The sequence below is a fragment of the Enterococcus sp. LJL120 genome (assembly GCF_054871765.1).
Genome location: NZ_JBTXLV010000008.1, coordinates 167,650 through 187,007, shown reverse-complemented (window position 1 = coordinate 187,007; position 19,358 = coordinate 167,650). Strand labels below are relative to the sequence as shown.

Sequence of the window (19,358 nt, the reverse complement as noted above, 5' to 3'; positions counted from 1 at the left end):
TTTAAGAGTCGACTAGTAGAATTTTCGCCGATTGCTGTTTGGTTCACACTGACCGATTACCAAGCTTCTAACGAAAAGAACCGGCTGATGAAGGCCAAGGCAAGACAGTAATTTTCTATTAGAAACAACGGCAATAGCCACAAACTTTTACCAAAAATTAATAACTTAGCTAAATTAGGAGGAAACAACATGAGTTCAGGCTTTTTTGAAGAATTAAAGCTGCGGGGCTTGGTTCATCAAGTCACCGATGAAGAAGCATTAACAAAACAATTAAACGAAGAGTCTGTCAAGCTGTATATCGGCTTTGACCCGACTGCTGATAGTTTGCATATCGGGCATCTATTACCGATTTTAACTTTGCGTCGTTTCCAACAAAATGGCCATGTGCCGATTGCTTTAGTTGGCGGTGGTACTGGTATGATTGGAGACCCGTCATTTAAAGACCAAGAGCGTCAGTTGAACACCTTAGATACTGTCAAAAACTGGTCAGCTAGTATCAAAGATCAGCTGTCACGTTTTATTGATTTTGAAGATCAAAAAAATCCAGCACTGGTGGCCAATAACTATGATTGGTTAGGTGAAATTAGTTTAATTGAATTTTTACGGGATGTCGGTAAAAATTTTACGATTAATTATATGATGAGTAAAGAAAGTGTGAAGCGCCGAATTGAAACCGGAATTTCCTACACTGAATTTGCTTACCAATTATTACAAGCTTATGATTTTCTAAAATTATACGAAACCCACGGCTGTCTGTTGCAATTAGGCGGCAGTGACCAATGGGGCAATATCACTTCTGGAATTGAATTATTACGCCGGGAAAAAGAAGTCCAAGGCTTTGGCATGACCATGCCGTTAATCACCAAAGCAGATGGCACAAAATTTGGTAAAACAGAGGGCAATGCGGTGTGGCTTGATGCCGAGAAAACCTCTCCCTATGAATTTTATCAATTTTGGATTAATACCGATGATCGGGATGCCGTGAAATTTTTGAAATATTTCACTTTCTTGAGTTTGGCTGAGATTGCCGCAATTGAAGCGGAGTTTACAGCTGCACCAGAAGGCCGAGCTGCTCAAAAAGCTCTAGCCAAAGAGGTGACGAGTTTAGTTCACAGCCCAGCGGCCTACGAACAAGCGGTTCATATTTCAGAAGCTCTTTTCAGTGGAGATATCAAAGGGTTAACAGCTGAGGAAATCAAACAAGGCTTTAAAGACGTGCCAAGCTATGAAGTGCAAACTGATGAGAGTTTGAACTTAGTTGATTTGTTGATTGCTTCTGGGATTGAAGCTTCTAAACGTCAAGCCAGAGAAGATATTCAAAACGGTGCGATTTACCTTAACGGTGAACGCCAAACTGATTTAGCTTATCAGCTAGCCGACAGCGATAAAATTTCCGGTCAATTCACTGTTGTTCGTCGAGGAAAGAAAAAATATTTCCTATTGAAATTTTAAAAAGCAGATGAGTGTCGCTTAAGAAGAAAAAAGGCTGGGAATTTTAACTCCCAGCTTTTTCTATTATATGGAGGAGAATATTTTGGCTGTTGTGTTAATGAACGCTTTTGCGTTGTTTACCATTATTATTTTTGGTTATTTATTAAAACGCTGGAATCTGTTAGCCAAACGAGACGGCGATATCATTTCAAAAATTATTATTAATTTGACACTGCCGGCTGCGGTGATTACCAATATGTCGACTTTGGTGATTGAACAAGGGTTGTTAATTTTAGTTTTAATAGGCTTCTTGTTTAATGGTCTGATGGTTTTGGTTGGCTATGTAACTACCCGCAAGCAACCTTTAGAAGCGGAACGACGCTTTGTGATGTTCAGCAGTTCTGGTTACAATATCGGCAATTTTGCTCTACCCTTTATTCAAAGCTTTTTGCCGGTGGCGGTCCCTTATCTGGCGATGTTTGATATCGGCAACAGCATTATGCTTTCTGGTGGAACGACGATTTTTATCGATCGTTTGGAGAAGGTCAAAGATGATTTTTCTTTGTTGAAGATTTTAAAACGTCTGTTTGCTTCTGTTCCTTTTACAACTTATGTTTTGATGTTACTGATTCGCTTATTGTCGATTAATTTACCAGCATTTGTTTTATCGGTAACAGAAGTTGCTGGCAGTGCCAATACCTTTTTATCGATGCTGATGATTGGCTTGTATCTGGAATTGGTCTTACCGAAAGCTTATCAAAAAATTGTCGTAAAGGTTTTAGCTACTCGTTATGGTGGCGGCATTGTGATGGCAATAATTATTTTTCTTTTGCCGATTCCTGCCATGATGAAAACAGTTTTGTGTCTGCTTTGTCTAGGTCCAGTGCCGACTTTCGGGGTAATTAATTCAGTAGCGGCTGGGATGAAGGCTGAGGCGGTTGGCTTTGCTTCTTCAATTAGTTTTCTAATCAGTTTTGCACTGATGACCGGCGCTTTAACTATTTTACTTTAGCAGACAAAAAAGTTGAGTTGCAGCAGGTTTTTGGTTAGTCTAAATGAAAAGCAGAAAAATGGAGGACAAGATGTTAATTGGATCACACGTAAGTATGAGCGGCAAAAAAATGCTCTTAGGGGCAGCTGAAGAAGCAGCTAGTTATGGTGCTAGTACCTTTATGATTTATACCGGAGCGCCACAAAATACCCGCCGAAAAGCAATCGATGAAATGAATATTCCCGCTGGCGAAGCTTTTATGGAAGAGCATAATCTTTCCAATATTGTGGTGCACGCTCCCTATATTATTAATTTAGGCAATACAATTAAGCCGGAAAATTTTGGTTTTGCAACGGAATTTTTGCGGGCTGAAATTGAACGGGCCGAAGCATTAGGTGCCAGACAAATTACTTTGCATCCAGGAGCCCACGTGGGTGCTGGTCCGGATGCGGCGATTCAGCAAATTGTTAAAGGTTTAAATGAAGTCTTGACGAAGGATCAAAAAGCTAAAATTGCTTTAGAAACGATGGCTGGTAAAGGGACGGAAGTCGGCCGCACCTTTGAAGAGTTAGCACAAATTATTGACGGTGTGACATTAAATGAAAAATTATCCGTGACCTTTGATACCTGTCACACCAATGACGCCGGATATAATATCAAAGAAGACTTTGACGGTGTATTAACTGAATTTGATAAGGTGATTGGTTTGGAGCGCCTGCAGGTTTTGCATATCAATGATTCAAAAAATCCTCAGGGCTCCCACAAGGATCGCCATGCCAATATCGGTTTTGGCACGATTGGCTTTGATGCACTGAATAAAATTGTCCACCATGAGAAATTTAGCGACGTTCCTAAAATTTTGGAAACTCCTTATGTCGGCGAAGATAAAAAAAATAAAAAAGCTCCATATAAATTTGAAATTGAAAGTTTCAAAGAACAAACCTTTGATCCCGATTTATTAGAAAAGATTATGAATAGTTAATAGAAAAAAGAACTGCTTTGTTATCGCCAACCTTAAAAATAAGGTCGGTTAACAAAAGCAGTTCGTTTTTTTATTCAGGCGAATCTTTCAAGGAGGAATTTTCGGCCAATTTTTTTTGTAGTTGACGATCATAATTACGAGCGGCCGGGACGAGCCAAGTTGCTACACCACAGATAAGTGTGCCAATCCCGGCAATCATAAACAGTTTTTCTACCCCTAAAAAATCCGCCAGAGGTCCAGCAAAAATTAAACCGACGGGTCCGGTTAAACTGATTAAAGAATTTAAAACGCCTAAAATCCGGCCTAATTGGGCGGCTGGATAGCTTTGCTGAATCATCGCCATCAACATCGTGTTAAAAAATGGTGTGGCAATGCCAGCAAAAGCGTTTAATCCGACAAACCATAAAAAGCCCGTTTGATTGCCCGGTAAAATACCGCTTAAACCAGTCGTGACACCAATTACGATATAAGAAATTAACACCGGCAGCATCCGATTTTTCCAATTTCCAAAAAAGCCGATTAGACTGCCGCCTAAGAGCATCCCCACCGAATAAATCACTTCAACTAAACCCGCTTGACCAACGGTGCCATTAAAATATTGCATGGTCATCAACGGGTACATACTGGCAGCCGGCATATAAATTAACGTGAAGGCCGCACCAATTAACGTGATGTACCACAGCCCGCGATTGCTGATAAGTTTTTGAAAACCAAATTTAGTGTCCGCTAAAAGCTGAATTTTTTCTCCCTGCGAGACAACCTTAGGAATGCGCACTAAAATCATCAGACTGACGCCGAAAACCGCACCCAATACATCCAACAAAATTAAAAGATTTATCGGCACAACAGCGTAGAGAAAAGCCCCTAAGGCAGGAGCGATAATAAAATTGGCGGATTGGACCATGCCTAATTGACCATTGACTTTGGTCAGCTGATCTTCTGGAACCATCGTGGGCAAAATGGATTGAATTGTCGGCATTTGAAACGTTTGGGCCACCGAGCGCATCAACAGGGAAACAAAGACCAGCCACAAGGGAAAATGATTTGCCAAAGTGCCGGTGATAGCCAAAATAATGGCAAAAATTGCCACTACAATATCTGTGATGATTAACAGACGTTTTTTATCCCAACGGTCAATTAGAGGGCCGACGAAAGGTGAAAGCAAAACCATCGGCAGCATACCTAATAAGGTAGCCAAGCTTAAAACTGTTGCCGAACCTGTTTCCCGGGTCAAATACCAAATGATTGCATATTGGACAATCATACTGGTGATACCAGAAAGAAATTGCCCGCTTAAAAAGATATAAAAATTTTTGCGCCAACCCTTTAAATCAAAATTAGTTTCCATAAAGAACTCCTTAGGTGAATTAATTCAAGTTTAGCACAGCCAAAAGCCTTTGAGAAAGCTCTTTTAAAAAAGAAGTAGTAGAATTTTTGGCACAAATAAAAATTTTGCTGGTTTCTCCTTGAAAAAAATAAAAAGGCTTGGCTTAGATAGAGGGGGAAATTTTTTTGGCTCCTTTGTATAAGAAGCCGCCATCTTCATGAGTGCACTTTTCTTAGTCTGTGAGACACATAGTAGACTAGATTATTTTAGCTGCAATAATTTTTTTATTTTTTTGCAGCAAAATACTTGCCTTAGAGTTCACTTCAAGTTGTATCCTTAGTTTATAAAGAGGTTCAAGGAGTTTTGCAGCGATGGCACAAACAAATATTTATATCGGCCAGCAAAAGTTACCTATAGAATTATTGGATAGTCAAAGTGTGGCTGAATTTATCGCCACCAGTCCAGCAACAATCTTTTTTGAAAAAGATTGTCAAGCACAATTCCGAGCACAGGCCAACGCCATCTCCCAAAATGGTCGGGTGATTGAAGAGGTGAGCGCCGGTGATTTATGTTATGAACCGGCCAATTTACGTCTGTGGCTGTTTACCAAGAGTCAAAAGCTGCCAAAAGATCGGCTGTTGATTAAATTAGGCAACACCAAGCAGGCTTGGCAAGCACTGGATCACGAACCAGAAATGTTACTGAATAAAGTAATTGAATAAACAAAAAAACGGCCTTAGCGTTGTACCGCCGCCAAAAATCTATTTTTTGGTGGCGGTATTTTTATGCTCTGGCCGTTTTTTATCCTTTAACAAGCTATTTTTTCAGTCTCAGGCTGATTTGACTGATTTTTTTCAGCAGAATCAGCTTGAGGATTAACTTTTAGTGCCTGTAGATGGGAATCGTGTAAAACATTTGAGACAAAGGCGCCATAGTATTGGTTTTTTAATTCTAATTCTATTTTGATTTTTTCTTCTTCAAGTAAGTTTCTAGTTTTTCTTTCAGTCATAGTAGTTGCTCCTTTTTAGTTAGACGGCCTGCGTCAGGTAAGCCTTTTTTCCAAATAGAATTGGCCTATTGCCGCTATTGCGGTTAGTTAAGAAATCTTCAATGAAGCGGATTAGCCGTTGTTCGACAAATTTATTTTCAAAATCCGGAGTGACGGCAATTTCACGAATTCGTCCCATTGAATTGGTAAAAATCTGTAAAGAGGCGGTGCCGACAATTTGCTGTTGGTATCTGGCGACAAAGGTGATGTACTTTTGTTCTTTCAAATAATTAATTTTATTGGGACTGGTTTGTTTTCTGAGGGAGACTGCTTCAAAAAAATCTTTGCTTAACGGTGTGGTTAATTGGATAGATAGCATCGTCTTCATCCTTTCTTGGCTGTTGATGTTTATAGTGTACAAGTTGGAGTGGACTCGAAGTCAATAGGAATGCTCAGAAAAATTTCATTTTATTTTCAGCAGGTTTTTATCTTTCTAAGTTTAATGGTAATTGCGATGTGGGGGGCATAGCAAAAGTTTGCTTCGCTTTGTTATACTGAAAATAAGAAAAAGCTTGGTAATTCAACAACTCAACCAGCAGTTAAGTGCAAAAATCAGGCACTCAACGACTGCTCAATTGCCAGGCGTACAACCCGGAGGTATTCTGAAGAGGGAATTAGGCCTAAAAATTAAAACATTACGCAGCGCCAAAAAGCTGACGCAAAAACAATTGGCAGAAATTTTACATGTCACCCCTCAGGCTATTTCGAAATGGGAGAACAATAAAAGTTATCCTGATTTAGAAATGCTGTTGGCATTAAGTAATTATTTTCAGGTTTCGGTGGATGAACTCCTCGGTCAAAAACCGCCAACGATTTTGGAAAAGCTTTTTGGCAAGAAGGGGAGACAGAAAATGGAAAAAACAACGAACACGACCCAGACACAGGAGCAGGCGAAACAGATAACAATTTTTGATATCAATGTTGATTTTACGCAGGACGGTTTGATGTACAGCCAATTTTTAGCCACTAAAATGCAAAACCTAAGTAATAAATCTGGGAAAAATTATCAGGTTAGGGCCCATTCAGCTGCTACATTGAAAGCAGAAGGACCAAAGGCCGATCTTATTTTATTGATGCCGACTTATGGAAACGCAAAGGAAAAAATTGAGGCGGATTTTCCAGAAACACCAGTCTTGGCTATTTCGAAAAAAGATTATGGTTTATTAAATGCAGAGGGCTTGTTAGCAGAAGCTGAGCCGCTATTGTCATAAAAAAACCGCTTAGCTGACAGCCCGTTAAAAAAGGCTAGAAAGCTAAGCGGTTTTTATTTTATTGGCTCACGACACTGATGTGCTCGTTTAAATGCTGTGGTTTTTCAATTTCATCCACCATGGCGATGGCATAATCCGCCATACTGATTTCACTTTGACCTTGGCTATTCATCTTCATGCGGTCATCACTCAGTTGATAGTGACCGGTCCGGGTTCCGTTTGGATTGAAGTAGGCTGCCGGTGAAATATAAGTCCAAGTTAAGTCACTCGCTTTTTTCAAATCGACAAGAGCTTCATACATGTTGAAGGCAGTCGGATAAAATGGTGCACTAGGGTCAACGCCGTCAATCATGCGTTCGCTGCGGTTCTCATTGATAAATAACGAAGAGGTTCCGCCAATTACTAGCAGTCGCGTTTTAGTGCCCGTTAAGATTTTTACAAGATGTTCAACGGAAGTTTTGTGGAGCTCTTCATGACCATTTGGGGCACGAAAGGCATCAACCACCACATCAAAGGGGGCTAAATCTTCCTGCGTTAAGGCAAATAAATCTTTTTTTAAATAAGGGACATCCAACTTTAAGCGTTCAGGGCTGCGGACGATGGCCGTGACATCTAAATTCCGGTTGACGGCTTCCTTTAAAATTTCTGATCCGGCGTGACCAGTGGCACCGATTAGAGCTATTTTCATGATAATTCCTCCTTAAATAAAGCTTTGTCTTTATTGTAGGGAAGAAAAAAATTTAAGTAAAGCAAAGGGTCTTTTGGTAAAACATTTTGCTAGAAATAAAATCTCACGGCTGATAGACGGCCTTAAAGTCCGGTAAAATTTCTTGGACTAAACTTTCACTGACTGACCACAAACGTTCCATCGTATTTAAATCGGTGGCTTTGGCTGCGAGTTTGCGGCGTCGCCCCTGGTCAAAATATTTGCCAGAGACAGCGAATAAAGCAGAATCAGTTGCCAGTTTAATCGCAGTTGCCGCGCCTTTTTCCGGAGTTAAAAACACCTTGGAAATAAAAGGGGCCGCTGCTAAATAGTCACCGCCAAAACGACTGGTGACACTGGTGTTAACAATTCCCGGATGCAAACTGTTGGCAGTTACTTGCGTGAAACGCAAGCGTTTAGCTAGCATTTCCGTAAAGAGAAGGACAGCCAATTTGGAATTACTATAGGCTTTAACAAAGGAATAATGTTTCTCACTATTTAAATCAGTAAAATTAATCTCGCCAAAACGATAAGCAAGCGAGGCGACATTGACAATCCGTGCCTGGGGAGCATGTAGGAGCTGTGGCATTAATAAATTAGTTAAGGCAAAATGCCCCAGAAAATGGACAGCAAACATTTCTTCAAAGCCGTCTTGGGTTTCTTGGCGTTTTGGTGGCAACACGCCGGCGTTATTCACTAAAATATCCAGCTGATTGTGCTCTGCTTGATATTTATGTGCCAAACGCTCTAGACTCTGCAAATCTCCTAAATCAGCCTGCAAAATTTCAGCACTACCGCCACTTTCTTTTTTGACCTGAGCTAAAGCAGCCAGTCCTTTGGCATAATTCCGAATCAACATCACGACATGAATATTCTGTTTTGCTAAGGCAGTTGCAGTCGCCAAGCCCATTCCAGAACTGGCACCTGTCACTAAGGCAATTTTTTTCATCCGAATCAGTCCTTTCACTACTTTAAGCTTACAGTTTTATTTTTAAAATACAAAAAAGCCGTTCGTCTAATTGTCAAAAAAATTCCAATTAAAGTAAAAATCAAAAAAACTTCCCTGAATCATCAGCTTTGAGCCAACTTTTTAAGGGAAGTTCAACTTCGTTTTGCTTTAAATTTTTTACGACGAGGCTGTGACCTTAGTTACAACGGAATGGATTTTTTCCGAAAAATATCTAGTGAGCACCAGCAAATTTTTAAAATTTACGACGAAGGCTAATAGACCGCACTCGCACTTTCTGTCTTGCAGACCTACTGGACCGCAGAGACAAATACAATATATTTCGAGAGTCCATCTGTTCGTAAAACGAATGTCACAGCCACAGTTTAGCGATCTTTTCTAGCTCGTAAGGCAGATAAAATCGAAATCGTGTCAATACATTCTTGTAAAATGGCGCCAACTAAAGTAGGAATCACACCAAAACTAGCAATCAGCATCAGCACAACACAGATAAAAATCCCAATCAGCACCGATTGTTTAGCAATTTTCATCGTGTCTTGAGAAAGACGCACCGCCTCTGATACTCTAGTTAAGTCGTCTTTTAAAATGACAGCGTCGGCACTTTCACTGGCAGCTGTCGAACCATGAGCCCCCATGGCAATACCGATGTCGGCCATCGCCAAAGCTGGCGCATCATTCACACCATCGCCCACCATAACGGCAGGGGAAACGTGTTGGGTCAAATCCTGAATGACCGCAATTTTTTCTTGGGGCAGACAGCCTGAATGAATTTCAGTGATGCCAACTTCTTGACCAATTTCATTGGCAATTGTAGGACCATCTCCGGTTAGCATCAGAATTCTTTGCAGACCTAATTGTTTTAAGTTTTGAATCGTTGCTTTGGCTTCAGGTCGAACGATATCTCTAAAGGTGATGTAACCGGCATAGTGATTATCCAATGCAATGTAGACAACCGTTTGATCGGTTGTTAAATCAGTTGTTGAATCGGTCGCCGCTGCAAAATCGGCTTTGCCAATTTTAATTTCCTGATTGTTAATCGTAGCCTGAATTCCTGCTCCCGTCACTTCTTCTAAATTTTGTACCGGCAATAAAGAAACTTGCTGTTCTTTGGCGTGGGCTACCAACGAGCGGGCTAAAATATGGGTGGATTCTTGTTCAGCGCTGGCTGCTAAGCGAAATAAATCTTCAGCAGAAATACTTGTCGAAGTTGGCTGAATCTGATCGACATAAAGTTTGCCCTCTGTTAAGGTACCAGTTTTATCAAAGGCAATGCTCTGCGCTCTGGCTAATTTTTCAATCGTGGTACCGGTTTTTACGACAATTCCGTTGCGGCTAGAACGACTCATGCCAGCAACTAAGGCAATCGGAGCCGCTAAAATTAACGGACAAGGAGATGCGACAACTAACACTTCAGCAAAACGCACTGGATCTTTTGAAACAAACCAAGCGACGCCACCGATTAGATAGGCAACAATCGTAAAAGGCACAGCGTAGCGATCTGCCAAGCGAACAAAGTGGGCGGGTTTCGCCTCAGATTCTTTGACCAACTTAACTAAAGTTTGGTATTGACTGTCGGCGGCGGCTTTAGTGACTTTAAAACGCAATGCGGCATCGCCATTTAAGGAGCCGGACATTAATTCATCATTAACTTTTTTATCAATCGGTTTGGATTCGCCAGTTAAAGAAGACTGGTCAACGGCGGACTCGCCTTCTGTCACAATACCGTCAACCGGCACTAGTTCACCTGGTTTAACTAAAAGCAAATCTCCAACAGCTACATCCTCTACGGCAATATCTTCAATAGTATCTCCCTTCAGGCGATGGGCAACCTGCGGCGAATTATCTAAAAGAGAACGCAGCTCACGACTGGCTTGACCAGAAGCATAATCTTCTAAGCTATCGCCGCCGGTCAGCATAATCAAGACCATCAAGCTGGCCCAATACTGCCCGACAGCTAAGGTGGCGACAATCGCCGTGATAGCTAAAATATCGATACCGTATTTGCCTGAGCGGAGCGTTTCAATCATGCCGATAAACATGGAAATTGTTGTGACCCCACCCACAAGAACCACAATCCAGTAGGCAATGGTTGGTTGTTGAAAAATAAATTCCGCCGCCAAGGCAATTCCGCCAGCGATTAAAGTCACGATGAATTTTTTAAAATTACTCATGCAGACACCTTCTCATTTGATTTTGTAAATTAAGTGTAGCACCTAGAATTTTTAATTGATAACAAAAACATTTAAATGAAAAAGAGAATCATTAACAATCTATTTTAAAGAAGATTATTTTGTAATTATTATAATGAAATCAAAAAGCCTCAGATTTTTTCGCAGCTTTTTTTGAAAATCGCTTTTCTTTTGCGGCGCTTTCTAGTACAATGTTTTCTTGAGAGTAACAGAGAAAGGAGCGATTTAGATGGTATCAACAGGAATTGTAATTTTAATTGCCGTAGTTGCCCTACTTGTGGGTGGCGTAGCCGGTGTTTTTATAGCACGTAAATTAATCAAGAGTGAATTAGAAAAAAATCCTCCCGTTAATGAGGAATTCTTACGTTCAATGATGGCTTCCATGGGTCAAAAACCTTCCGAGAAAAAGATTCGCCAAATGATGGCGCAGATGAAAAATAATTCTGGGAAATAAGCGTTTTTATACTAGGGGAAACTGATTGTCGAGAATAGACGGGCTGAATTTTTTCAGCCTGTTTTTTGTGCTTTCAAGACAATGGGTTAGGCAAAAAAGTAACAACTACCAACAGGAAAATGAAAAATGAAGAGTTTGCATTTGCAGATGGAAAGAGGTGTCATATGTCGATTTATCGACGGTTAAGTTGGTTTTTTAAACGGGAAAAGAAAAATTATATTATCGGAGTGACGGCGCTGATTTTAGTGGCGTTAGCGCAGTTAATTCCGCCGCGAGTGATTGGGATTATCATCGATGAAATCAATCAGCACGAGATTTCAATTCAACGGATTATGCTGTGGATTGGTATCTTAGTCGTGGCAGCGTTAGCCCAGTATATTTTCCGCTTTGTTTGGCGGGGACGTATTTGGGGGGGAGCGGCTCGCCTGGAAAAGGATTTACGCGCGCAATTATTCGAACATTTTACTAAAATGGACCACGTCTTTTATCAAAAGCATCGGACCGGTGATTTAATGGCCCATGCTACCAATGACTTAAACGCCATTCAAAATGTGGCGGGGGCGGGGATTTTAACCTTTGCCGATTCGATTATCACCGGTGGAGCAACGATTGTCGCCATGGTTTTATTTATTGATTGGCGTTTGACCTTGATTGCCTTATTGCCGCTACCCTTTTTAGCTGTTATGGCTCGGGTCTTGGGCAGTAAATTACACGATGCTTTCCGGGATTCACAAGCAGCCTTTTCTGATATTAATGATAAGACTCAAGAGAGTATCACTGGGATTAAAGTCATTAAAACTTTCGGGCAAGAGCAGGAGGATTTAGCAGATTTCAATCAAAAAATTGACAGTGCGATTGTCAAAAATCGCCGTGTTAATTTACTAGATGCGTTATTTGACCCAGCGATTACAATTATTATTGGTGTTTCATACGTGCTGACAATTATTGTCGGCGGGAACTTTATTATGGCCGATGAAATTACCATTGGTCAGATGGTCTCTTTTATCAGCTATATCGGCATGCTGGTGTGGCCAATGTTTGCGATTGGCCGCTTGTTCAATGTCTTAGAACGGGGCAGTGCCAGTTATGATCGGGTGAGCGAATTATTAGCAGAAAAAACCCATATTGAAGAAAAAGCAGATGGTGTGCAAACACCAGCCCATGGCCGCGTGAATTTCGAGGTCGCTAATTTTAAATATCCAGATGATGAAAGAGATACTTTGGAGCAAATTAAATTTGTCATTGGTGAAGGTAGCACTCTCGGAATTGTCGGAAAAACCGGTGCAGGTAAGACCTCGATTTTGAAATTATTGATTCGGGAATACGATGATTACAAAGGGAAGATTACCTTTGGGGATGTGGATGTCAAAGATTATTCTTTGGATGCCTTATTGAAATCAATTGGCTATGTTCCTCAAGATCACTTTTTATTTTCGATGACGGTTCGGGACAATATCCGCTTTGCTAATCCTGATTTTACTGAAGAGCAAGTGGAGGAAGCTGCCCGTTTAGCCTTTGTGGATGAAGATATCAAAGGGTTTTCAGAAGGGTATGACACGATGGTCGGCGAGCGGGGCGTTTCCTTGTCCGGTGGTCAAAAGCAACGCTTGTCTATCGCACGGGCGCTAATTGTCAATCCAGAATTATTGATTTTAGATGACGCTTTATCAGCAGTCGATGCGAAAACAGAAGAAGCAATTTTGAAAAATTTAAAAAGCTATCGTTCAGATAAAACGACAATTATTTCCGCTCACCGCCTAAGCAGCGTGATGCACGCGCAGGAAATTATTGTCATCGATGAAGGCCGAATTGTTGAACGGGGCAATCATGAGGAGCTGCTAGCTTTAGACGGTTGGTATAACCAAATGTGGCGTAAACAACAATTAGAAGCCAAAATTGAAGGGGGGGAGTAAGATGGAAAAATATCAATCCGAATGGACAAAATCGATGCCGATGAAAGAGCAGGTGACCTTGGTCAAACGCCTGTTGAAATTTACTAAGCCTTTCCGTAAATCTTTTTATGTGGCGATTATTTTTGCCCTCTTGCTTTCCGTGATAAATGTTCTCTTACCAAGAATTATCCAAACCTTTATGGATAATTATCTGACGAATCAAACAGCTACCACGCAAGTTATTTTCTTTTTTGCCGGCTTGTATTTCTTAGGGACCGTCATCAAAGCAATTGTCTGGTTTTTCCAGTGGTTCTTGTACAATATGGCGTCTTTAAAAACCTATCAGTCAATCCGCAGCCAGCTTTTTGAAAAGCTGCACACTTTAGGGATGCGCTATTTTGACCAGACACCAGCCGGTTCGATTGTCTCACGGGTTACCAACGATACAGAGACGTTGTTTGAATTTTGGAATGTCTTTTTGATGGTCTTAACAGGGATTTTTGCCGTGGTAACTTCTTTTATTGCCATGATGCAAATCAATACCAAAATCGCTTTATTAAATCTAATTTTCCTACCGGTGCTTTTTGGAATTATCTGGTACTATCAAAAATTTAGTTCCCGCATCTACCGGAACATGCGGGAGAAACTCAGCCAATTAAATACAAAATTGAATGAATCAATTTCTGGCATGCAAATCATTCAGCAATTCCGCCAAGAAAAACGTCTCGAAAAGGAATTTGACGAGACGAATGTCGAGTATTTAGAAACTCGCTACAATATGATTCGCACCAATTCCTTACTATTGAGTCCGGTGATTAGCTTTCTTTATGCGCTGGCAGTAGCGGCTTCATTGACCGTCTTTGGCTTTGATGCGTTGCATTCACCAGTAGAAGTGGGGCTGATTTATGCCTTTACGACTTATATTCAAAGTTTCTTTAATCCTATGTCTCAGATGATGGATTACCTGAGTATTTTTACAGATGGTTTGGTTGCCGGTAGCCGTATTTTGCGAATCATGGACACAGAGGAATACACACCAGCGCAAAATCCAGAGGCGGATGGCGAAATCCTCTTAGGTAAAATTGAGTTTCGCAATGTCAGTTTTTCCTATGACGGCAAGCAAAACGTCTTAAATAATATTTCCTTTGTTGCCAATCCCGGAGAAACAATTGCTTTAGTCGGCCATACCGGTAGCGGGAAAAGCTCAATCATCAATGTCTTAATGCGCTTTTATGAATTTTATGAGGGTGAAATTTTAATTGATGACCGCAACATTCGTGATTTTCCGATGGCGGAACTTCGGAAAAAAATGGGCTTGGTGCTGCAGGATGCCTTTATGTTTTATGGCGACATCTCCAGCAATATTCGCATGATGAATCCTAACATCACCGACAGTGAAATTATCGCAGCTGCCAAATTTGTCCAAGCCGATGGATTTATTGAAAGCCTGCCAGGAAAATATCATGCGAAGGTCATTGAACGGGGTGCCAGCTATTCCAGCGGGCAGCGCCAGCTGATTTCCTTTGCTAGAACGATTGTAACGAATCCGAAGGTCTTAATCTTAGATGAAGCAACTGCAAATATCGATACGGAAACTGAAGGGCTGATTCAAGAAGGTTTGGCCAATATGCGTCAAGGCCGGACAACGATTGCCATCGCCCATCGTTTGTCGACGATTAAAGATGCCAATTTAATTTTAGTTTTGGAAAAAGGTCATGTTGTTGCACAGGGAACCCATGACAGTTTACTAGCTGAAGATGGTTTATATAGCGACATGTATCGTCTACAAAATAATGAGTTTTAATAATGAGTAAATAAAGTAAAAGTTTTGCTTTTCTAGTCGTTGGACTGTGGGAAGCAAAACTTTTTTTTGTCAAAATAAAGTTAGATTGACAAGAAAAACGGCACGGGCTATTATTTTGTATAGAGAAAAATAATTTTAGAGAAAAAAATTTATGTGAAAGCGTTGACAAAGCATAGCAAGAAGTTTACAATAAATTTAACAATTTATGTGGATAGTGATTGCTTTGGCAAGCTAAACCTGGTATTGTTCTCGTTTATTTGGCGACTTTTGCGCCGTGAGAATAGTATGAGGTTCTTTTTGACGAGGAGGGTTCTTATTGGTTATTGAAAAGATTCTCAATAACAATGTCGTAATAACAAGAGATGAGCAGCAAAACGAAGTCATCGCCATGGGTCGCGGGCTGGCCTTTCAAAAAAAGATTGGTGAAAAAATTGAAGCCGACAAGGTCGACAAAATTTATCGCCTAGCCGACAATGCGATTTCCCAAAAGTTTCAAGAGCTTTTGGCGGAGCTACCCTTGGAGTATTTGAACACCACCGATGAGCTGATTAATTATGCCAAGCAGCAATTAAATACTGAATTGAACGAATCCATCTATATTTCCTTAACCGACCATATTCACACGGCGATTGTGCGGCAGAAAAAAGGCATTGTCGTAAAAAATGCCCTGCTGTGGGATATTAAGCGCTTTTACCCGAAGGAATTTCAAATCGGAGTGAAGGCTTTGGAAAAGATTGAAGCAGAGTACGGTCTGCGTTTACCAGAAGATGAAGCCGGCTTTATTGCGTTGCATCTGGTTAACGCCCAGGCGGAAAATGACAGTTTGAATGATACCTATGAGCTGACTAAAATCATGCAGGATATCATGAATATTGTGAAGTATTATTTTAAAACTTCCTTTAATGAAGATTCGGTTTATTTTTATCGCTTTACCACGCATCTACGCTTTTTCATTATGCGGATGCTATCAAACTCGCCTCATTCTGGTGAGTCTGATGAAGATTTATTAGAACTGGTCAAAATCAAATACCGCAATTCCTTTGAATGCGTCAATCGAATCGATGAGTTTTTAAAGGAAAAATACTATTATGAAATGACCGACGACGAACGCCTTTACCTAACCATTCACATTGCACGTTTGATGGAGAAGGGTTAATAAAGATATTTATTTCAATTAAAGGAGGCCCGTAGTAGTTTCCCACTTGGTCAGGGAAAGAGCAAATTGACCAAATTTTGGATAGTGACATTCAGTTGGCTAAACCTTCAAAAATTTTAAAAAACAAATTATTGGAGGAAAACAAAATGGGTAAATATCATGATTTAGCAGCAAAGATTGTAGATGAAGTAGGGGGCAAAGAAAACATTAATTCTTTAACCCACTGTATTACACGGCTTCGTTTTAAATTAAAAGACGAAGGTAAGGCAAACGACGAAACCTTGAAAAATATGGACGGAGTGGTAACTGTAATGAAAAGCGGCGGCCAATATCAAGTCGTAATCGGCAACCATGTGCCAGCCGTTTATGAAGATGTGATTGACATTGCCGGTATTTCTGACAGTACCTCAAGTGAAGGTGGCAAAGACGGCAATATTTTCAATCGTCTAATTGATTTACTAAGTGGGGTCTTCCAGCCTTTCTTAGGTGCGATGGCTGCGGCCGGTATGGTTAAAGGTTTAAATGCCTTGTTAGTCTTTTTAGGTTCTCTTGGTTGGTTTAATTACACCGCTACTGGCGGCACGTATATTATGTTGAATGGGATCGGCGATGCAATTTTTTATTTCATGCCTGTCATTATTGGCTACACTGCCGCAAAAAAATTCAACCTACAGCCAATGGTCGGTCTTGTAATCGGGATGGCTCTAGTCTATCCAAACGTCCAATCTTCTGCTTTATCCGCTCTAGCTACTGACGGTGTTGCAGGATACAGCTTGTTTGGTTTACCAGCCTATACAACCTTCTTAGGTATTCCATGGGTGGGTGGTTCATACACAAGTTCTGTAGTACCAGTAATCTTTATTATTGCTTTAGCAGCACAAATTCAAAAATTAATGAAACGCATTATTCCTGAAGTAGTGCAAACTTTCTTGGTACCGTTTTTCGTTTTATTAATTTCTTTACCAATCGGCTTTTTAGCAATTGGTCCAGTTATCACAATGGCAACTGATTTATTAAGCTCAGGTTTTACTGCTTTGATGAACTTCTCACCAGCGCTATATGGTGCGATTTTAGGTTTCGTTTGGCAAGCGTTGGTTATCTTTGGGTTACACTGGTCTGTTGTGCCATTGGCAATTTTACAAATTACTCAAGACGGCTTCTCACAAGTGCTTTCCGCTTCATTTGGTGCCAGCTTTGCCCAAACTGCGGTTGTCTTTGCAATGATGTTCAAATTGAAAGATAAAAAATTAAAAGCCTTGACTATTCCAGCGATTATTTCTGGTATCTTCGGCGTAACTGAACCGGCAATTTACGGGATTACTTTACCGAAGAAAAAACCTTTTGTCTTCTCAATGATCGGTGCTTCTGCTGCCGGCGCTTACTTGATGATGAATAACTTGACTGCCTACACAATGGGCGGCTTAGGTGTCTTTGGTTTACTAAATTACATTAACGGAACCGATGCAAGTGGTGTGATGACTGGTGTGATTGGGATTGCTATCGCAGCGGTAATCGGTTTTGGTTTAACAATTGTCTTTTGGAAAGACGATTCTGTTGTGGCAGATGTTGAAGTAGATGTCGATACAACAGTTAAAATCAAATCGAAAAAAGAAATCATCACCTCCCCTGTACAAGGAACTGTCGCTCCATTGAGCCAATCAAAAGATGAAGCCTTTGCATCAGGCGCTTTAGGCAAAGGTGTAGTGATTACACCGACAGAAGGTAAAGTTGTGGCACCATTTGACGGTACTGTCATGACCTTGTTCCCAACAAAACACGCAATTGGTTTAGTTTCTGATGATGGCTTAGAATTATTGATTCATATCGGCATTGACACTGTGCAATTGGATGGTAAATATTTTGAAAGCTTTGTTAAACAGGGCGACCGGGTGACACCAGGTCAAACGCTCGTAACTTTTGATAAAGATGCCATTGAAAAAGCTGGATTCAGTACAGAAATTCCAGTAATTGTCACGAATTCCGGGGACTACTTGGATGTTTTAGAACCAAGTGTGAAGGAAATCAATTTTAATGATGAATTTATCACGGCTTTAAATCTATAATAAAAAAGGGCTCAAGCTCAGAAAAATCAGCTTGAGTCCTTATTTTGTGAGGACTAATTGGGAATCCACGAGTCAGCAGCCGTTACCTCTTGATTTTCTTTAATGAAATCAATGTCGCTGGTGCGGGTATCGAAGGCCTGGCCCAAAGTAATTAAATGTTGCAGATTTTTTTGATAATGTTCCGAAAAGACAGCAGCATACAATAAATCCAGTAAATAAACGATTGAGGTATTACTGGAGAAGTTGCCGATTTTCGAATAAAGTTTTTCCCGCGTCGTAATTCGCAGGACGGCATCGCTGTGATCTGCCAAATAATTATTGCCGATGGTGGTAATCGCAATCACCGGCACCTGATTTTTTTTGAAAATCGGCAGCAGTTTTTTGGCCATGTTACTTTCACCCGAATAAGAAATTAAAATGGCACAGTCTTGAGGACTGAGATTATAGGCTTCGTAAAAACTGTCATAATTGACTTCTGCTAAAGCGACAGAAAAGCCTAGCCGATTCATTTTTAAAATGAAGTCTTGGGCAATCAAGGAGTTGCCGCTGGTTGCAAAAATCCGGATTTTTTTGGCCAAAAGCAAAAATTGCTTGGCCTGCTGCAGCTGGTCGTGATGCAAGAGACTATATGTATCTTCAATAGTTGCTTGTTCTAAGTTCGCTAATTTTTTAGCGATACTCATGACCCCGTCGCTTTCACTGAAGGGCAGATTCCAGTCGCTGGCGGTAAATTGATTATTCAAATACTGCCATTCTTCTAGAAAGGCCTCCCGCAGTGCCAGCCAGCCTTCAAAATCCATTTTTTTGGCGAGCCTGATAAAAGTGGAGGGATGGGTAAAAGTTTTTTTAGCTAATTCCTGCACCGTTAATTGATTTAAGTTTTCTGGTTCTGCCAGCATAAAGTCTGCTATCGTTTTTTCTGAAGGGGATAGCTTTGCGGCTTTTAATTTTTCTCGTAGTAACATCTGCTCACCTCTATTTACAAAAATGTTAAATTAATGATAATGATTTGTAAAGGTTTTTTTAAGTGAGTTTACAAAAAAAGTTGATAATTTAGTGATTTGTATATGATATTCGCAAATTTTTTCTAATTTTACTAGCAATTTTGTAAACGATTTACCTAAAATCATAATTTCT

The 19,358-nt window shown here is 40.5% G+C and carries 17 protein-coding genes; 10 read left to right on the top strand and 7 right to left on the bottom strand.

Annotated features, from left to right (window positions below; all coding sequences use genetic code 11):
* Window positions 1–189: 189 nt before the first annotated feature.
* The 3 genes from tyrS (at window position 190) to ACYSNU_RS14435 (ending at window position 3,404) form a co-directional block, all read left to right on the top strand.
* Entirely contained in the window at window positions 190–1,452 is a 1,263-nt protein-coding gene (gene tyrS / locus ACYSNU_RS14445) for a tyrosine--tRNA ligase (protein ID WP_461737890.1), read from the top strand.
* Between the two features lie 91 nt (window positions 1,453–1,543).
* Window positions 1,544–2,443, top strand: coding sequence for an AEC family transporter (locus ACYSNU_RS14440; RefSeq protein WP_461737939.1), 900 nt, complete (start codon window positions 1,544–1,546; stop codon window positions 2,441–2,443).
* 70 nt (window positions 2,444–2,513) lie between these two features.
* Window positions 2,514–3,404, top strand: coding sequence for a deoxyribonuclease IV (locus ACYSNU_RS14435; protein WP_461737889.1), 891 nt, complete (start codon window positions 2,514–2,516; stop codon window positions 3,402–3,404).
* A 70-nt stretch (window positions 3,405–3,474) separates the two neighbouring features.
* On the opposite strand, the gene ACYSNU_RS14430 is transcribed toward ACYSNU_RS14435, so the two are convergent.
* Window positions 3,475–4,752: an MFS transporter gene (locus tag ACYSNU_RS14430; RefSeq protein WP_461737888.1), complete on the bottom strand. Its 1,278-nt coding sequence runs from the start codon at window positions 4,750–4,752 to the stop codon at window positions 3,475–3,477.
* A gap of 350 nt (window positions 4,753–5,102) precedes the next feature.
* On the opposite strand from ACYSNU_RS14430, the gene ACYSNU_RS14425 reads away from it, so the two are divergent.
* Window positions 5,103–5,453 (top strand): cyclophilin-like fold protein, encoded by a 351-nt coding sequence (locus tag ACYSNU_RS14425; RefSeq protein WP_461737887.1) that lies wholly within the window; start codon window positions 5,103–5,105, stop codon window positions 5,451–5,453.
* Between the two features lie 86 nt (window positions 5,454–5,539).
* On the opposite strand, the gene ACYSNU_RS14420 is transcribed toward ACYSNU_RS14425, so the two are convergent.
* On the bottom strand, window positions 5,540–5,740 hold the full coding sequence (locus tag ACYSNU_RS14420) for a hypothetical protein (protein ID WP_461737886.1): 201 nt from the start codon (window positions 5,738–5,740) through the stop codon (window positions 5,540–5,542).
* A gap of 19 nt (window positions 5,741–5,759) precedes the next feature.
* Window positions 5,760–6,098, bottom strand: coding sequence for a GNAT family N-acetyltransferase (locus tag ACYSNU_RS14415; protein WP_265458933.1), 339 nt, complete (start codon window positions 6,096–6,098; stop codon window positions 5,760–5,762).
* A gap of 193 nt (window positions 6,099–6,291) precedes the next feature.
* Here ACYSNU_RS14415 and ACYSNU_RS14410 point away from each other — a divergent pair, with 193 nt between their 5' ends.
* Window positions 6,292–6,990 carry a helix-turn-helix domain-containing protein gene (locus ACYSNU_RS14410; RefSeq protein ID WP_461737885.1) on the top strand — a complete coding sequence of 233 codons (699 nt, stop codon included), beginning with the start codon at window positions 6,292–6,294 and terminating at the stop codon, window positions 6,988–6,990.
* A gap of 58 nt (window positions 6,991–7,048) precedes the next feature.
* Here ACYSNU_RS14410 and ACYSNU_RS14405 read toward each other — a convergent pair whose 3' ends face one another.
* The 3 genes from ACYSNU_RS14405 to ACYSNU_RS14395 form a co-directional block, all read right to left on the bottom strand.
* Window positions 7,049–7,678: an NAD(P)-dependent oxidoreductase gene (locus tag ACYSNU_RS14405; protein WP_461737884.1), complete on the bottom strand. Its 630-nt coding sequence runs from the start codon at window positions 7,676–7,678 to the stop codon at window positions 7,049–7,051.
* A 103-nt stretch (window positions 7,679–7,781) separates the two neighbouring features.
* Window positions 7,782–8,645: an SDR family oxidoreductase gene (locus tag ACYSNU_RS14400; protein ID WP_461737883.1), complete on the bottom strand. Its 864-nt coding sequence runs from the start codon at window positions 8,643–8,645 to the stop codon at window positions 7,782–7,784.
* Between the two features lie 383 nt (window positions 8,646–9,028).
* A complete protein-coding gene (locus ACYSNU_RS14395) occupies window positions 9,029–10,834 on the bottom strand; it encodes a heavy metal translocating P-type ATPase (RefSeq protein WP_461737882.1) in 1,806 nt (601 codons plus the stop codon).
* Window positions 10,835–11,081: 247 nt separating this feature from the next.
* Between ACYSNU_RS14395 and ACYSNU_RS14390 the strand changes: the two genes are divergently transcribed.
* The 5 genes from ACYSNU_RS14390 to ACYSNU_RS14370 all read left to right on the top strand — a co-directional run bounded on the left by ACYSNU_RS14390 (window position 11,082) and on the right by ACYSNU_RS14370 (window position 18,221).
* Window positions 11,082–11,306, top strand: coding sequence for a YneF family protein (locus ACYSNU_RS14390; RefSeq protein WP_265458938.1), 225 nt, complete (start codon window positions 11,082–11,084; stop codon window positions 11,304–11,306).
* Between the two features lie 164 nt (window positions 11,307–11,470).
* Complete coding sequence (locus ACYSNU_RS14385; protein WP_461737881.1) at window positions 11,471–13,219, top strand: ABC transporter ATP-binding protein; 1,749 nt, start codon at window positions 11,471–11,473, stop codon at window positions 13,217–13,219.
* Between the two features lies 1 nt (window position 13,220).
* Window positions 13,221–15,002, top strand: a complete 1,782-nt coding sequence (locus ACYSNU_RS14380) for an ABC transporter ATP-binding protein (protein ID WP_461737880.1) — start codon at window positions 13,221–13,223, stop codon at window positions 15,000–15,002.
* A gap of 316 nt (window positions 15,003–15,318) precedes the next feature.
* Window positions 15,319–16,158, top strand: coding sequence for a BglG family transcription antiterminator LicT (gene licT / locus ACYSNU_RS14375; protein ID WP_461737879.1), 840 nt, complete (start codon window positions 15,319–15,321; stop codon window positions 16,156–16,158).
* A 146-nt stretch (window positions 16,159–16,304) separates the two neighbouring features.
* Entirely contained in the window at window positions 16,305–18,221 is a 1,917-nt protein-coding gene (locus ACYSNU_RS14370; protein ID WP_461737878.1) for a beta-glucoside-specific PTS transporter subunit IIABC, read from the top strand.
* 53 nt (window positions 18,222–18,274) lie between these two features.
* Here ACYSNU_RS14370 and ACYSNU_RS14365 read toward each other — a convergent pair whose 3' ends face one another.
* Complete coding sequence (locus ACYSNU_RS14365; RefSeq protein WP_461737877.1) at window positions 18,275–19,186, bottom strand: MurR/RpiR family transcriptional regulator; 912 nt, start codon at window positions 19,184–19,186, stop codon at window positions 18,275–18,277.
* Window positions 19,187–19,358: the final 172 nt, after the last annotated feature.

Excerpts from the sequence above, each read along its gene's own strand:
- ACYSNU_RS14390 (WP_265458938.1), top strand. The coding sequence starts at position 11,082 with ATGGTATCAACAGGAATTGTAATTTTAATTGCCGTAGTTGCCCTACTT.
- ACYSNU_RS14435 (WP_461737889.1), top strand. The coding sequence starts at position 2,514 with ATGTTAATTGGATCACACGTAAGTATGAGCGGCAAAAAAATGCTCTTA.
- ACYSNU_RS14425 (WP_461737887.1), top strand. The coding sequence starts at position 5,103 with ATGGCACAAACAAATATTTATATCGGCCAGCAAAAGTTACCTATAGAA.
- ACYSNU_RS14400 (WP_461737883.1), bottom strand. The coding sequence starts at position 8,645 with ATGAAAAAAATTGCCTTAGTGACAGGTGCCAGTTCTGGAATGGGCTTG.
- ACYSNU_RS14380 (WP_461737880.1), top strand. The coding sequence starts at position 13,221 with ATGGAAAAATATCAATCCGAATGGACAAAATCGATGCCGATGAAAGAG.
- ACYSNU_RS14405 (WP_461737884.1), bottom strand. The coding sequence starts at position 7,678 with ATGAAAATAGCTCTAATCGGTGCCACTGGTCACGCCGGATCAGAAATT.
- ACYSNU_RS14385 (WP_461737881.1), top strand. The coding sequence starts at position 11,471 with ATGTCGATTTATCGACGGTTAAGTTGGTTTTTTAAACGGGAAAAGAAA.
- ACYSNU_RS14365 (WP_461737877.1), bottom strand. The coding sequence starts at position 19,186 with ATGTTACTACGAGAAAAATTAAAAGCCGCAAAGCTATCCCCTTCAGAA.
- ACYSNU_RS14420 (WP_461737886.1), bottom strand. The coding sequence starts at position 5,740 with ATGACTGAAAGAAAAACTAGAAACTTACTTGAAGAAGAAAAAATCAAA.
- ACYSNU_RS14370 (WP_461737878.1), top strand. The coding sequence starts at position 16,305 with ATGGGTAAATATCATGATTTAGCAGCAAAGATTGTAGATGAAGTAGGG.
- tyrS (WP_461737890.1), top strand. The coding sequence starts at position 190 with ATGAGTTCAGGCTTTTTTGAAGAATTAAAGCTGCGGGGCTTGGTTCAT.
- ACYSNU_RS14395 (WP_461737882.1), bottom strand. The coding sequence starts at position 10,834 with ATGAGTAATTTTAAAAAATTCATCGTGACTTTAATCGCTGGCGGAATT.
- ACYSNU_RS14430 (WP_461737888.1), bottom strand. The coding sequence starts at position 4,752 with ATGGAAACTAATTTTGATTTAAAGGGTTGGCGCAAAAATTTTTATATC.
- ACYSNU_RS14415 (WP_265458933.1), bottom strand. The coding sequence starts at position 6,098 with ATGCTATCTATCCAATTAACCACACCGTTAAGCAAAGATTTTTTTGAA.